Origin of the sequence: Pseudomonas sp. PLMAX, assembly GCF_046042685.1 — a bacterium.
GTDB classification, from domain to species: Bacteria; Pseudomonadota; Gammaproteobacteria; order Pseudomonadales; family Pseudomonadaceae; genus Aquipseudomonas; species Aquipseudomonas putida_AE.
Genome location: NZ_CP064949.1, coordinates 3,888,496 through 3,902,905, shown reverse-complemented (window position 1 = coordinate 3,902,905; position 14,410 = coordinate 3,888,496). Strand labels below are relative to the sequence as shown.

Sequence of the window (14,410 nt, the reverse complement as noted above, 5' to 3'; positions counted from 1 at the left end):
GGAGTCTTCAGTGCCCTGTGGGTTTTCCAGCGAAGGTTTGCCCATCGGGTTACAGGTGGTTGGCGCGCGGTTTAACGATGATCAGGTGCTGCGGGTATGCCGGGCCTTTGAACAGGCGTTTCCAACCACGCATCCGCCGGCGCCAATAATCAGGAACTGACCTAAGCTGGCTGACACCTGCGGACCTTCTTTGACGGAACGACAAGACCATGACTGCACCTGTATCTCTCGCCCGGCTGATTGATATCGAAGCCCTGGAACAACAACAGCCACTGGCACAGCGCGACCTGCCTTCCAGCACCTATGAACTGTTGCAACGTTCGGCACGCCGCTACGCCGAGCTGCCCGCCCTGAGCTTCCTGCCGACCGGCAGTATCGAGGACCAGCCCTGGACTATCAGTTACGCCGAGCTGTTCGCCAAGGTCACGCAAACCGCCAATGCCCTGCATCGCCTGGGTGTGCGTCCAGGCAAGGCGGTGTCCTTCCTGCTACCCAACCTGCCACACACCCACTTTGTCATCTGGGGTGGCGAAGCGGCCGGGATCGTCAATGCCATCAATCCGCTGCTGGAGCCGCAACACATCGCCGAACTGATCCGCGCTTCCAATACCACGGTGCTGGTCACCCTGGCGCCGTTCCCCGGTGCTGACCTGTGGCAGAAGGTCGCCACGTTGCGCGAGAGCCTGCCAGAGCTGGCGACTATCGTGACCGTCGATCTGGCGAACCTGCTGCCAGAGCCGCAACGCAGTGCCGTGAAGGCCCAGCGCCCGGCCATGCCGGAAGGTGTGCTGGACTTCGACGATCTGCTGGCTGCCTGTCCCGATGACCATCTGGAAAGCGCACGGGTGATCCGCCCGGACGACATCGCCTCCTACTTCCACACGGGCGGCACCACGGGCACGCCAAAGCTGGCACCCCACAGCCATGCAAACGAGGTGGCGATGGCCGAGATCATTGGCCTGCACGGTCGCTATGTGCCCGATGACGTGCTGCTATGCGGGCTGCCGTTGTTTCATGTCAACGGGGTGATGGTCTCCGGGCTCGCCGTCTTTGCCTATGGCGCCCAAGTCTTGCTAGCCGGTCCGCAGGGCTATCGCAATCCGACCCTCATCAAGGATTTCTGGAAGCTGGTGGAGCGATACCGGGTCAGCAGTTTCAGCGGCGTCCCTACCATCTATGCGGCACTGGCCCAGATCCCCAACGACGGCATCGATGTCTCGAGCTTGCGCTTTGCCCTGTGCGGGGCGGCCCCCATGCCCGTGGAACTGATCCGTCAGTTCGAATCCCGCACGGGACTGAAAATCATCGAAGGCTACGGCTTGACCGAAGGCACCTGCGCCACAGCGTGCAACCCCAGCGACGGAGAGCGCCGGCCCGGCTCCATTGGCCTGCGCCTGCCGTATTGCCAGGTCAAGATCGTCGTGCTCGATGGTGACGGCCATTACCTGCGTGACGCCGCGACGGATGAGGCCGGCACCTTGTGCCTGCGCGGCCCCACGGTATTCAAGGGCTACCTGCAAGCGGACATGAACCAGGGTCTGTGGCTCGACGGCGACTGGTTCAACACGGGCGACCTGGGGCGCATCGACCGCGATGGCTACATCTGGTTGACCGGTCGCAGCAAGGACTTGATCATCCGCGGCGGCCACAACATCGACCCGCAGGTGATCGAGGAAGCCCTGCATCACCACCCCTCGGTCGCGCTGGCCGCTGCGGTGGGCAAGCCTGACATCAAGGCCGGCGAACTGCCGGTGGTCTACGTCCAGCTCAAGGCCGATGAGCAGGTGGGCGAAGCCGAGTTGATGGAGCACGCCATACAACACATTCACGAGCGTGCCGCGCTCCCCAAGAATATCTGGCTGATCGACCGGATCCCGTTGACGGCCGTGGGCAAGACCTTCAAGCCCGCCTTGCGCCTGGATGCGATCCGCCGGGTGTTCGAGGAGGAGGTCTGGCAGGTGGCAGCCGATGGCCAGGTGGAAGTGCTCAGTGACGATCGTCATGGGCAGCGGGTGGATATTCGAGTGGCTGGTCTGGATGCTGGGCAGCGCGAACAGCTGGAGCAACGGCTTGGAGGCTACTCCTTGCACTATGTGCTGCATTCGGCGTGAGCCATTCGGCAGGGTGAACCCAAAGTAATATTAATTCCTGAATTCTGTGGTTTATCCGGTTCTTCAGAAGATAAGCCACAGTTAAAGGGAATTATGTTTCTTGAGTTCGATGGAGGATAATTCTATAATTTTGGGTATTAAGTGCCGTAAATCGACGGAAGACCCGTTATGTTGGATTTAAGCTTCAGTAAGCCGAATGAGATCGTCAAGCGGCTCTGCGAGCGCCTGCGCACGGAGCGGCTGGCTCAGCAGATGACACAAGCCGATGTGGCCGGTCGCGCCGGTATCGGCACCAATACCGTGTCGAACCTCGAAGCCGGTCGCAATGTCGGGTTGGAGAACGTGATCCGTGTGGCCATGGTCCTTGGACGAACCAAGGAGCTCGAAGCACTGTTCTTGCCAAAGCTGGACAGCATTGAAGACATTCGCCGCTACGAGAACACCGTCAATCGTCATCGGATCAAAAGGAAGACCGACCATGCTTGAGCAGGTTGACGTCTACTACGATGGTTGGGGTGAGCGTTGGTTGTGGGGCACGCTCGTGTCTACGACTGCCATCACCGGTCGCCCGCAGATTGTGTTTGAGTACAGCAATGAAGCGAAGACTAGAGGCCTGGAGCTTTCGTCCTACACGCTTCCATTGGCGGGACCCCAGTTGCGTCGAGGCTTTGCGTCCCACCAGCTGGCACTGCCAGGGCCAGTTTATGACTCACTGCCTGACGGCTGGGGCATGTTGCTGATGGACCGGTTGATCCGGCGCCGCGGCCTCAATACGGCACGCATAGGACCTCTGGAGCGGTTGGCTTTTATTGGCAACAACGCCATGGGGGCAATGTCGTTCGAGCCCGTAGCGCCCGAGGGGCAGCAGCCGCAAGCGCATATCCCCCTTGAGTTGCTGGCGGCTGAAGTTCAGGAAGTTCTCAAGGGTGAAGGCGGGGAATTCCTGCAGACATTGCTTCTGGTGGGGGGCTCGCCACAAGGCGCAAGGCCAAAGGCGTTGGTCTATCGCAATCCTCAAACGGGAGCGTTTACCACCGCCGCCAAGCCGGACCTCGAAGCCTGGCTGATCAAGTTCCCGGCAAAGGAAGAGCATCCTGAAGTCTGTGCTATCGAAATGGTCTATGCCGAGTGCTTGCGCAGGTGCGGCATCCAGACCCCGGACACGCAGCACTTCAATCTGCCCAATGGGCTGGCAGCCTTCGCGAGTAAACGCTTTGATCGCCTGGACGGCCAGCGCGTGCCCATGCAAAGCCTTGCAGCCTTTACCGGGGCTGACTACAGGTCGCCGGGAGCCCTGGACTATGTCAACTTCTTGCGGGCGACACAGATGTGCACCAACGACGTACGAGAGAAAGCTATCGCCTTCGAGCGTGCCATCTTCAATGTCGCGTTCAACAACCGGGACGACCACCCCAAAAATTTTGCCTATGTCATGTCGCGGTCCGGTGCTTGGCAGCTGGCGCCAGCCTACGACGTGACGTTCTGCGAGGGACCGGGCGGTTATCACCAGATGGACGTGATGGGCGAGGCCCTGGAGATTGATCGAGGCGCGATGCTCAGGCTAGCAGATGAGGCAGAGGTCTCAGTGGAGATTGCTGGCGGCATCATTGACAGCATTTGCCGCGTCGCGAGCCAGTTCGTTGCCATCGCGCAGGACATGTACCCGCGCGATATTACCCAGGACACCCTTGATACCATTCAAGGCCGAATCGATGAGAACGTCGAGTTGCTGAGCTAACGCCGTTTTAATTCGGCCAGCGTCATGGGTGACGCTCAGGCGCCTACGCCAAGCTATCCGGATCCCCAAAAAACATTTTGACTTGGCTCTAGGACGGTAGTTTCAGTTTGAAAAAATCTTGATATGCCCCCAATTTTGCCCCCAATCCTATGCCGTACACGAGCGATCACGAATGGCGACTCCTGACGAAATCCAGTATGGCTCTGGGTGCGTAACCGGAACATATCGCTTAAGAGGCGGGCATGATGTCTCTGCCAACCAGTGGTTTGATGCTGATATGAATCGACTTCCCTAATCGGAGATAAGCACGAAACCTGCGCCCTCAATAGAGCTCATTTACTGCGGCGCGGTGAGTCAGAGTAGGGCTAACGTACGCATAACCACATAAGCGAGGTTAACTGACACCAGCCATTGGAGCATTCGCACCATCAGTCAGGCGACCGGTATTTCTCCTGTCAATGTAATGCGCATATGGCATGCTTTCGAACTCAAGGCTCACCTTGAAAACACCTTCAAGCTTTCGACCGATCCAGCATTCGTCGACAAGGTTCAGGATATCGTCGGGCTCTATCTCAACCCGCCTGAGAAGGTTCTGGTGCTATGCACCTCAAGAGCGATTTACGGGCATATTCGGTTCAGAGGAGCCCGTGTATCGCCATGCCTGAGGTATGGTAGGGATGAGCAAAAATGCCTTTATCAGGTTGGTTTTGCATCGGCTGCAGTATTTTTGTGAGCATGTCGGTTGGCAGATGCTTTTCCAGCAAGGATTCCAAGTCGCTTTTACGCATACGATGTAATCGTGCGATAGCACTGGCTAGTGCAGATGATGGGGCCAGGCCGGAGTGCAGCGCTTCACCCACCGAAATCGAGAGGGCGAAGCTTACGATGTCAAAGACCTTCCAGGAACCTGCTAGCGCAACTGCATGTCCGTTGAGCAGGAACAGGTTTGGGATAGCAACTGAATCGTTTGTGACAATTTCCCCTATTCCATTTTTCGTGGATCGCGAGCCTGAGTAGCAGGTATTGAGGAGCGCGATTTTCAAGCGAAGATCGGGTGCAGCTGCCTGCATAGAGGACACCTTGATGAGGTGTGGCTCGCCAGGGTTTCCAAGGTGCGCGAAGTAGGCGTCCTGAAAAAATTTCAATGAATGCCCATGGGTCGACACAACCAAAGCGTCGTATGGTCGCAAGACATCCAGCAGACTCCCTTCTCCGTTGGTGTGTAGAGTGGCGGGGGATCGCAAGCCCGCGGCCCTGGAGAAGGCAGCTGCTTCATAAGGTGCGAGGTGCAAGTCGCCTTCAGGGTCGATGATCGCTACCGGAGCCACAACTGGCTCGACGGGGCCGGCGCCTTGTAGAACCGGTGTCGGCACCATACGAAATTCAAACGTCCCCTTTTCCATCTTGGTCGCTAGTTCGGCATTACGTAGCACTAACGCCATCAGAGGCAGTTCGCAGTGTCGATCCTCCAGGAATCGCACTGTTTTGCACCCACTTGCGCTGACTTGCTGGAACACCGGATCAAGCAAAGGAGCCAAGCAGTTGATGGCCTCCAGGAGCGAGCGTTGGAAGCCCGCGCGGTCAAGGAATTGCTGGGCGTGATCCACTTGCGCCTTGCTCCAATTGGTCACCACGTCCAGAGGAATTTGAACCCGCCGGTATTGCCCCTCAAGGAAGTACCATAGGAGGACTTCTTCCTTGGAGGAAGTCATCAGCATCACACAATGGTGTTCCTGAAGGCGCTGAAGGCAATGAACAACCTGGTGCTCGGAGGTGGCCAGGTCGAGCGGTCGCTTGCCTTTGGCATAGATAAGTGCGGCTACATTCGATAGTTCATCCCAGGCTTGCGCAGCATTCTCCTCATTCCAGGCGTCGTCTTTCTGCTCATGCCCTCCGAAAAGGTGAGGCGCTCCAATTTCCCGGATACGCATGAGGGTGTCGTCGATCTTTTTGAGTACAGCAGGATCGACTGAGGCGTCGGCACGTGTGCGATCAGCCCACATGAGGATCGTAAGCCAATCACCCATGGCGTTTCCTTTGAGCGAAATCAACGGGGCTAAAACGTCATGGGTAAAGCCTGACGCGGGCAGGGAGGCGAGCAACTCTTCAATTCGCCAGAAATATCGGGCTCTCAGGCCCCGGCGGTGGTGAAGGCGGAGAACATCCTTGAGGACACTGTCGAGGCACGTCACAACTTCTTTGAGTCGGCTAATTAACAGAGGTGTATCACCGAGGAGTTGGACAATCTTTGCATCGCTCAGCGCCATTTCAAGCAGGCCTTCAGGATCCTTAAAATCCTGGTTTGCATGCTCGATAGCAATCTCCATCATTGACGCTGCTTGAGCAATGAGGCCGCAGCGACGTAGACAAATTGCGTAATTGGTGCGTACCTGGGGAAGAACATCTGTCGGCAAGCTCGAATCGCCCAACGCTAGCTCGTAACATCTGATGGCGTTTTCGGGATCATTCAAGTTCATGTAAGCCACTCCAAGGTTCGCCATGACCACGGCTGGAACTGGCTCCCTGGATTGGGTCAGGATGTCGATAGCTAGGTTGGCAGCATCGACCCCTTGCTGATATTCCTCGGCCTCGCAGTGAACAGCCAGCATGGTGAGATGACATTTGGCAACCAAACTACTGCATTGCATCTGCTCTGAAATGGATTTTGCACTGGTTACACACCTAGTAGCTGCCTGCGGAGCTCCGTGCCTGGAATACAGATTAGCCGCTTGGAGATACAGATCGACAATACGCTCTGATTGCTCGTACCGGCTGAAAAACGCCGCTACAGAGCTCATTATCCGGGGACGCTGGTCGATGCTGACGCCGAAGGTATCAATGTCCCCCAAGATATCGTCTGCCAGTTCTAGGATGGTGTCTTCGCTACGCTCATGATCCATTTGCGCGATCGACTCAAGGACAGTAAGGGCCGTACCAACATCTTTACGAATCAACTCTGTTCGAGCGTAAAGCTCCATATAAAGGATGGCTTCATCGGCCTCTCCTGTGCGAGGTAGACATCTATAGCAGCCTTCGCTAGGGACACTACCTCTGACGGATAGTCAACGCAGCTGCGCATGAGGGCGTTGTAAACCTCGATGATGTAGATGCCATTGCAATCGAAGTAATCCTCATCTACAAGCCTCGCGAACTCCGTTGGTGGTAGTGAGAAGAGTTGACTCAGGTCCATGTCGCTAGTCTCTCCAGGAGCTGAAGCTGAGCGGGCGTGGAGGTTACTCCGGCTTGCAGGGCAATATTACGAGGGGTTAGAGCACGCATATTCCACATAGGGCAGCGCTAGTCTACGCAGTCCACATTTTTCCAACGCTCGGCAGGACATAAAATTTTTACGATCGCCGCCCCACCGTTCACCCCAACCTTTTTGAGTTATGCAGTGGTCTGAATCACATATTTTGTATGTCATCTGGCCCCAAATAGACTATGTCGACCATGTTGCCGTTTCGTGCCATCTTCGCACGCACCAGTCCGGCTCGTGCGGGATTTAACGCAGCCTGAACCGTACCAAGCGGTGCGCCATCTGCTGCAAGAACGCGTGGTTGGCCGGCCCACTCGTAAATCTGAACAGGAGTTTCTGGAGGCGGGGGCGCGCCGAGCCATTCAACAGGTGCCTGATATTGTCGGTTAGCCCAAGTTTGTTGATCTCGGGGAGAGAAGCATTTCAAAAACTCTGCCCACATTGATTTTGTCTCTGCAGTGGGCCAATCGGGTGAGGCGCTCCAGATGGCGATAGCTTCTGAGTTGAGCCATTGCCGAAGTGCCAGGCCAGTCTGGAACGTTGCGCCCGTATCGTTGACTACTTTGATAGCTGCTAGTCGCGAATTGAAGCCCGCCTGGATGAGAATTGAAACCGAACGGTTCAGCGTCCCGGTTTCAACCGCGGCTGCGGCCAATCCGAGCTCATACTCATCGAGTAATAACCCGTCGACGGTGTCGCCATTCGCCGCCGCACGGACACGAATGGCCTCCATTGCCCAAGGAAGGCGAAAGACGAGCCCGCTCTCAAGGAACTGCAGTGTCTCCGATTCCTGCCCTACGGCAATTGGGGCAATAGGCTGTCCCAACAGCCATGCGCGTAAAATATCTCGCCAATTGAGTGGTATGGGGTCGGGTGTAAATGGGTAGAACGTGAAAGCGCGCTCGGCAATGCCGGTTATTGCTGCAATCGCAACTTCTGCGTTAGTTGTAAGGATGCCTCCGTTCGCTTGTATAAGAAGCGGGTTGACGTCCATGGCGATGGCATCAAGTGAATGTCCGGTTTGCAATCCCACTCCCGCCAGGAAATAGCCTCGACGTTGCTCCGCCGTCGACTGGTTCCAAATGAGCCGGGTACGTGAAACGAGGCCGGCCTTGAGTGCCTGCTGTGCATTTTCGTGTTGCCGCAGCAGGCGACGTTGCCAGAGAGAGGACTGAAGAATGGAATCCAGTGCAGTTTCAATATTTGCGTCTGGGATGTCATTCTCGCCAATCAAACTGAGGATAGCAGTGTCGAGTGTTGCGACGTGACGTTCCCAGTCGGCTATGGCACGCTCGCGATCCTCCAGCTTCTCATTCGCGACTTCGGGGAAGGACCAAGCTGCAGCGTTGTTAACGACATATTCGGTAAGTTGATTAAGGTCCCCTCCGATGCGGGCATGCATACGGCTAAGCAGCGTGACGACGAGCCGCACTAGGCCGCTCTCCATATTACGCGCTCCAAGATCGTTGATTAGAGCCTCCCAATTACGCCGCTTTTTCATGACGTCTTCGAACATAGGGAAGAGCACTATGCCTTCGATGTCGACATACGCTCGACCCGCTCGTCCAATTACATTCTTGAACTCTGAAATCTCGATCCTTTCACCGGCGCGATGGAGAGAATTCATGATGACGGCTGTAGCTGACAGGTTGAGTCCTTGGGCTAATGTTGGCGACGAAATCGTTACTTTCACTACGTTGTCGCGTAGTAGCCGTTCTACCTCTTTGCGATAAGGGGTCGGCAAGGCGCCATGGTGCAAAGCAACGCCGAGACGAAGGCATGCGAGGATAGGACTGTTCGGTCCAAGCCATTCCTCCCCTAGTGCGATAGCGGTGCTGAGGACTAAGGGGTCAGCCTCAAGCAATGTTCGGATCGCCCCACGTTCATGGAGATCGACGATGGCATCTGCGTAAGGCTCAACGCTGCGACGCTCAGGGCAAAAGATAAGAACAGTCTGTCCATCGTCGACCAACCGCCAAGCTGTGGCGATACAAAGCTCTCGCTGATCGCAAGGAAACAACTTGGTACGTCTACGCTTGGGTGGCGCCCAATTTGGTGGTGCTGCTCCCGTCAGGAACCTCTGTATCCAGGGGCGTTCATCGCCGACTCGTAAATTTAGGCGCGCGGTAGGTGATGACCATACTACCTCGCCGAACCGCAGTCTTGTCGGGCGCCAGTCGTGCCTAACGAGGCCGCCCGGCTGGTCTCGTCGTAGCCATCCGGCGAAATCATCTAATTGCTCGCCATCTGGCAGAATTGCAGATAAGCAAACAATTCGCCGCTGGTGCGCATCCGGGCGACGAAGCAACCGCTGGATCTGTACCTCATAACGGACTTCACGCTCGTTGAGGCCAATCATATGGCCTTCATCAAAAACGATCAGGCCTACATTATCGAGAAGTGACGGATCGTTGCGAAGTGCGAAATCGAGTTTCTCGGGGGTCGCAACGACAATGTCACGCTCTCGAATCGCATCCTCATCAAACCCACTGACCCCGATGCTGCCGTATAGCGCAGAAATTGTCATACCGAGCGGAACAAACGTCTTCTGCAGAGTCGCTTCTGTCTGGGCTGATAGCGCGCGCAGTGGCGTAATGAAAGCCACGCGCTTGCCGCTGGCCAGGCAGCGCAAAATGCACAGTTCGGCGATACGAGTCTTACCGGCGCTGGTGGGAAGTGATACGACAAGGTCATCAGTTTGGTCTGCCGCACGAGCAGCGGCCTCGATTTGAGATGGCCACAAATCGATTTCTGCCTTCGGACGCTGATGTAAGAGCGCGATAAACAACTCTCGAAGCCGTGGCCATTCTGCCGCTTCACCACCAGCGGAAAGAAGGGGTACCCTCTCGTGGAAGGTACTCGACCAGAGGTCGTTCAAGAGGTGGATTGTTACACGGTGGACCCACCACTGAGGCAGTAGGTTGAATTCGCTACAAATGCCTAGGTTAATACGAAGTCGTTCTAGTGCTTGGTCGAGCAACGCTCGCTCGCCGCGCTCTGAGGCGAGGAGAAATAAGGACATGGCTGCCATGAATGAATCGGTCAGCGCTGTGTCGAGCCCGTCGAGCAGGAAGTCGTGACCATCCTCTACAAAGGCTTCTGCAACCTCTGCTTGATTCAAGTCAGCCTGAATCTGAGCAGTGATATTGGCATCACTGCCTTGTCCAGATGCTCGATAACCGAGCACGCTAGAGCTAAGGGTATCGAGGTCTCGCCGCATCAACAGGGCGAGCATCCGTTCTGTGGGCGCGAAATTGTGGTCGGCTTGGACGATTGCGAGAAGTGAATAAGCGCGTGCTGAAAGATGCGCCAGATGATAGCTCGCAGCTGCCATGATGAAGTGGAAATCGCGGTCAACCTCTTGCTGGCTTCCCTTGGCAATAACAGCTTCAAGAGCGGTGGCAGCCTGCTCAAAGGCAACACGCGCCTGGGCAGGTTCGCCGCCAAGCTCGCGCAGACGAAGGCCAAGCCCGAGAAGCGTATAACCGTAGGAGTTCAAGTCATAGCTAAGTTGCGATGCGAAGGCCGGAGCGTCCGGCGGGAGTATGCCATCCCGCCATATGACTGCGCGCGCTTGGCCTCGTGCGATAAGACGTCCCCGGAAGCCGGCGGTCGCTGCTTCCGCGATATCGGCTGCAATTGCCTCAGGCGTTGTTGGCATTAGCGATCACTCCGTCGTAAACCGCACCGATGAAGGCAGCATGACCTTCTACGTGCAACCCAACCCCCCACTGATTGATCGGCCCTGGATACCCGTGGAGAGCGGCAACAAGCATATTGCCTGGCGCATTACCAGAGAACGTAAAAAGCAGATGCCGGACGTTCTGTATCGGTATGCCATGCTTGAGCAGTGCTTCATCGATTGCGTCGGCGAGAGGTAAGTCGTTCAGCTCAAAGAGACGTTCCGAGATAAAGGACAGCGCATGGGGAGACGGCTTCCCGCCATCCTTATCTAACCCGGCTCTGGCTTCTGTGAGGGTTCTAGCGGTGAGAGTTGCGCGGCTCTTTGCTTCGACTTTTAAGAAACATAACTGCTGGGTTTGGGGGTTTAGAAAGATACCGATAACGTCATCGCCACGCATTGCCATATTGCGATGGTCTTTCCAGCGGAGACGTTTGATGGGAGCGCGATATACGCTGAACTCAGCGATCCACTCTGTTGCATAGATCTCGCCTAGGTCACCGGATCGGATCGATTTAGTCGTTGGGAGCTTTCCTTGTATCAACGCTGCAGCAGCAGGCTTGCCGAGACGGGCGAGTGCACGTGCCACATGTTCTTCTGATGCATAGTGCTCGGGCACGATGGCCGTCGTCGCATTGATTCCTACCGGAAGGTTGGCCGGAAATGCAGTTAATACACTACGGAAGTGATCACCCACATGCTCATCAACCGACTGGCACCAATCGTTGAATTGCGCCACGTTCTTCCTCCCTGTTAGCGTGGAAATAGATCGCGGACGCGAACGAATGGTGAGCCGGACTCCGCAGCACGGCGAACCTTGCGCGCGAGGATCTGAGTAAGTGAGATCTCACGATCCAACATATCGTAAAGATCTAGGCCGTCCATGCAGATCACCCGCTTCCCCCGTCCGAAGGCGGTAAGACCGTCCTCTGTAAAACCGCTATTGCTGACGAAAAGACCACGTGTCCACGCTGCTTTTTGCTCGATCTTGCCATGGAAAGTATGTAGCTCCGCGACCCCGATGGGCTGGCCGTGCCATTTGGCTTCGAGCAAGTAGATGTCACTTTCAAGTTGGAAGCTACCATCGATCTGCTCGCCTCGTAGCCGAAAAGGTTCGTGGGCGGCAAGGCCGAACGCGTCGAATAATTTCTTGAGAAAGGCCTCGAAAGCATAACCGCGCGCCTGTGCACTGAGCGATGTGACTTGCAGGAGCTCTGCCTTGATCTTTGCGAACGTTAGCCTATTAACCACGCTGGCATTTGAGTTTTCCGCTGTCGGCGGTGGAGGGGAAAAGCTCGAAAGCCGAAGGATGAGCGCTTGATAGCGGGACTCTGAATTGATGACAGGGTCTTGATCGCCAGTACGAGCTAGGTACTCAGCACGGTATTCCCAAAGTGCTGTAAGGGCGCGAACCGCGGTGACGTCATTGCACATTTGCAAGAAGTAACGCAGGCGCTTTCCCTTCGATCTGCCATTCACCGTGAATTTGGGATCGTCGATGTCGATCTCCAATTCAACGGCGAAAAAGCTCGAGAAGCTGGAATCGGAGAAATCCAGCACGTAGCCTGGACCGCGGACGAAGTCGACGAGGTCATCTATAAGGCGTAAGTCGATGGGGCGTATTGAGCTAATGATAGGTTCCTTCCGATGGATCGCATTCAGCTGTCAACTGATCTTCTCCTAACATTCCAGAACAATGCAACTGGGGGCGCCTAAGCTCTTGCTCAGCTATGTTGACGATTTGCCGGTGCCGCTCAATCCGTAAATGATGTTGATCTTCCCATCCTCAAAGGAATTCACTGGCTTTCTAGAGGCGCGAACTCGCGTCATAGGGGGCCTCTCGTTAAGTTGCTCCGGTTGCTTCGACGATGGACCAAAGCGCGTCAGACTTGGCCAGGCATGACTGGAGGCCGTCGGACCATACGGCACTCTTCCCGCGTGGATCCATCGTCCAACCGTCCTTCGCTCTGACGTCTTGCTCTCGAACCTGAGTCAGGTCCACATGAAGTTGATGGAAAAGTTCAATGTCGCGATCCTCGAGATCAAAGCCCTTGATCGCGCCAACGAAGTCGTCAGGCATTTCGTCTGCATTTTCGCCTGGGGTAGCCATTTGGCGATGCCAATATCCGATGTAGAGCAATGGCAGCTCCGGGCGCTGTGAGCGTGCGGCGTTGATCCAGGTGTTCAGGTGGCCGTCCGCCAATCCACTGCCGATCACTATGATCAAGTCCGCCTCCACAACCTCGCGGCTCAGGCCCGCGTAGTAGAAGGCAAATGGCAACTGTTGCAGACGGCTAAGTTTATCCAGGCCGGTCAGAATTGCTCCGCGTTGGAATGTTGTGCCATCCATTCGGCTGACGCCGGAGTTTGAAGCACTAATGCACTTCATGGCTTCACTCCGCTCGGGATACCAGACGATGTCCCCAATTGGGCCAGATGGGAAGTCCAAGCATTCGGCCATATGGATCGATCCATGCAGGTGAAAAATGCCTGGAACATCCCAGTTGGCCCAGTAGTCAGGCGCACTGAAGCGCAGGAAGCTGCCACGGTCGTCAGTAAAACCGTTGAAGTAGCTATCGCCGGTTGCCTGCTGCACGAAGTCGTCGTAGTTGGTCGTGTAGATCCGAGGAACGAAACGATCTTCTAATTGATGGAAGAAGTTCTTCATAGAGTCCAGTGGCTTCTTCGGTGCGTCGCAGAACTTCGAAGTTTCCCGGTAGATGGACTCGAGCATGCATCGGCTGGCGGCACGAAGCGCATTCTGAGATTGTTTCATGACAGGTGTCAGGAACGGCAACATGACAGGGCTGAATTTGGGTACAGCTCCAGGCGTACGGTGGAAGGCATCGAGCTCGTGCAGGACATGGTAGACCCGCTCGAAGTGGGCCTCAGCGGCATCACCGTGATAGTACTCAATCAGCGCCTTCTTAACGTCCTCATAGGCTTGAGAGCCGCCGGTACGCTGGCACCACTCGTCGCCGGCAACATCCGCGTCGATGACTTTTCCAAACCCCACTGTAGTCGGAATGCCAAGCTCAACGGATGCTCCTGCTCCCATGATGACCACGGCGCGCTTCTTCGCTTTCCCTGACATTCCCAATTCTTCCTACTACATAGGGGGGGCGACATTGTCCTCGGTCGCCGCGAGCCGCCCTGCATGCTAAGGCACTCCTCGGGCAAGAGTCTGCAACTCTATCCCACAGAGCAGCGGCATACCAAAAAAGATGAAGACCAGTGCTGCTGCCAAGAGATACCGCGTGCTTGGCGTGAAAGGAATGTTTGGTGGGGGGGGCGGTTCGATGCGGCGCTCGGTACGGAGCTCCGCTTGCTCGCTCATAAAGGCAAAAATGACCAGATCAACAGCCTGCCAAACTATGCCTAAAGACTCTCAGGCAAGCCAAAAAACATTTTGACTTGGCTCTAGCATGATGGTTTCAGGCTAAAAATATTTGGTCTTGCCCCCAGTGTTGCCCCCAATCGCCGCCGGTAGGTTCCTGGTGTAGATGTCTCTTGTAGGTAGCTCTTGTTGATGCCCAGATCGGTAGCTAGGGTGCGGTTCTGCGGTTCATGATGCATTCCTGAAGCAGGGACTTTTAGCTCACTGGATCATCGGTTCGTGTGAC

At 55.9% G+C, this 14,410-nt stretch carries 9 protein-coding genes and 2 pseudogenes; 5 read left to right on the top strand and 6 right to left on the bottom strand.

Going from position 1 to position 14,410, the window contains the following annotated elements; genetic code table 11:
• Window positions 1-4: 4 nt before the first annotated feature.
• The 5 genes and pseudogenes from DKB71_RS17820 to DKB71_RS17800 form a co-directional block, all read left to right on the top strand.
• Window positions 5-160, top strand: a pseudogene (locus DKB71_RS17820) (amidase); the annotation flags it as partial.
• 49 nt (window positions 161-209) lie between these two features.
• Window positions 210-2,111, top strand: coding sequence for an acyl-CoA synthetase (locus DKB71_RS17815; RefSeq protein ID WP_408596269.1), 1,902 nt, complete (start codon window positions 210-212; stop codon window positions 2,109-2,111).
• A 168-nt stretch (window positions 2,112-2,279) separates the two neighbouring features.
• Window positions 2,280-2,597 carry a helix-turn-helix domain-containing protein gene (locus tag DKB71_RS17810; protein ID WP_274075802.1) on the top strand — a complete coding sequence of 106 codons (318 nt, stop codon included), beginning with the start codon at window positions 2,280-2,282 and terminating at the stop codon, window positions 2,595-2,597.
• Window positions 2,590-3,849, top strand: a complete 1,260-nt coding sequence (locus DKB71_RS17805; protein WP_408596267.1) for a type II toxin-antitoxin system HipA family toxin — start codon at window positions 2,590-2,592, stop codon at window positions 3,847-3,849. Before DKB71_RS17810 ends, DKB71_RS17805 begins: the two co-directional genes overlap by 8 nt.
• Window positions 3,850-4,249: 400 nt before the next feature.
• Window positions 4,250-4,453 (top strand): annotated as a pseudogene (locus DKB71_RS17800) (IS630 family transposase); the annotation flags it as partial.
• A 31-nt stretch (window positions 4,454-4,484) separates the two neighbouring features.
• On the opposite strand, the gene DKB71_RS17795 reads toward DKB71_RS17800, so the two are convergent.
• The 6 genes from DKB71_RS17795 to DKB71_RS17770 all read right to left on the bottom strand — a co-directional run bounded on the left by DKB71_RS17795 (window position 4,485) and on the right by DKB71_RS17770 (window position 13,881).
• Window positions 4,485-6,803, bottom strand: coding sequence for a CHAT domain-containing protein (locus DKB71_RS17795; RefSeq protein ID WP_408596265.1), 2,319 nt, complete (start codon window positions 6,801-6,803; stop codon window positions 4,485-4,487).
• Window positions 6,800-7,039, bottom strand: coding sequence for a hypothetical protein (locus DKB71_RS17790; RefSeq protein WP_408596263.1), 240 nt, complete (start codon window positions 7,037-7,039; stop codon window positions 6,800-6,802). The genes DKB71_RS17795 and DKB71_RS17790 overlap by 4 nt, the downstream gene beginning before the upstream one ends.
• A 214-nt stretch (window positions 7,040-7,253) precedes the next feature.
• Window positions 7,254-10,604: a DEAD/DEAH box helicase gene (locus DKB71_RS17785; protein WP_248800154.1), complete on the bottom strand. Its 3,351-nt coding sequence runs from the start codon at window positions 10,602-10,604 to the stop codon at window positions 7,254-7,256.
• Window positions 10,605-10,749: 145 nt separating this feature from the next.
• A complete protein-coding gene (locus DKB71_RS17780; protein WP_248800155.1) occupies window positions 10,750-11,526 on the bottom strand; it encodes a Hachiman antiphage defense system protein HamA in 777 nt (258 codons plus the stop codon).
• Between the two features lie 14 nt (window positions 11,527-11,540).
• Window positions 11,541-12,347 carry a restriction endonuclease gene (locus DKB71_RS17775; protein WP_248800156.1) on the bottom strand — a complete coding sequence of 269 codons (807 nt, stop codon included), beginning with the start codon at window positions 12,345-12,347 and terminating at the stop codon, window positions 11,541-11,543.
• 283 nt (window positions 12,348-12,630) lie between these two features.
• Complete coding sequence (locus tag DKB71_RS17770) at window positions 12,631-13,881, bottom strand: SIR2 family protein (protein WP_408596260.1); 1,251 nt, start codon at window positions 13,879-13,881, stop codon at window positions 12,631-12,633.
• Between the last annotated feature and the right edge of the window lie 529 nt (window positions 13,882-14,410).

Bases quoted from the DNA above. Each gene is read 5' to 3' on its own strand.
- DKB71_RS17815 (WP_408596269.1), top strand. From the start codon at position 210: ATGACTGCACCTGTATCTCTCGCCCGGCTGATTGATATCGAAGCCCTG.
- DKB71_RS17810 (WP_274075802.1), top strand. From the start codon at position 2,280: ATGTTGGATTTAAGCTTCAGTAAGCCGAATGAGATCGTCAAGCGGCTC.
- DKB71_RS17805 (WP_408596267.1), top strand. From the start codon at position 2,590: ATGCTTGAGCAGGTTGACGTCTACTACGATGGTTGGGGTGAGCGTTGG.
- DKB71_RS17790 (WP_408596263.1), bottom strand. From the start codon at position 7,039: ATGGACCTGAGTCAACTCTTCTCACTACCACCAACGGAGTTCGCGAGG.
- DKB71_RS17770 (WP_408596260.1), bottom strand. From the start codon at position 13,881: ATGTCAGGGAAAGCGAAGAAGCGCGCCGTGGTCATCATGGGAGCAGGA.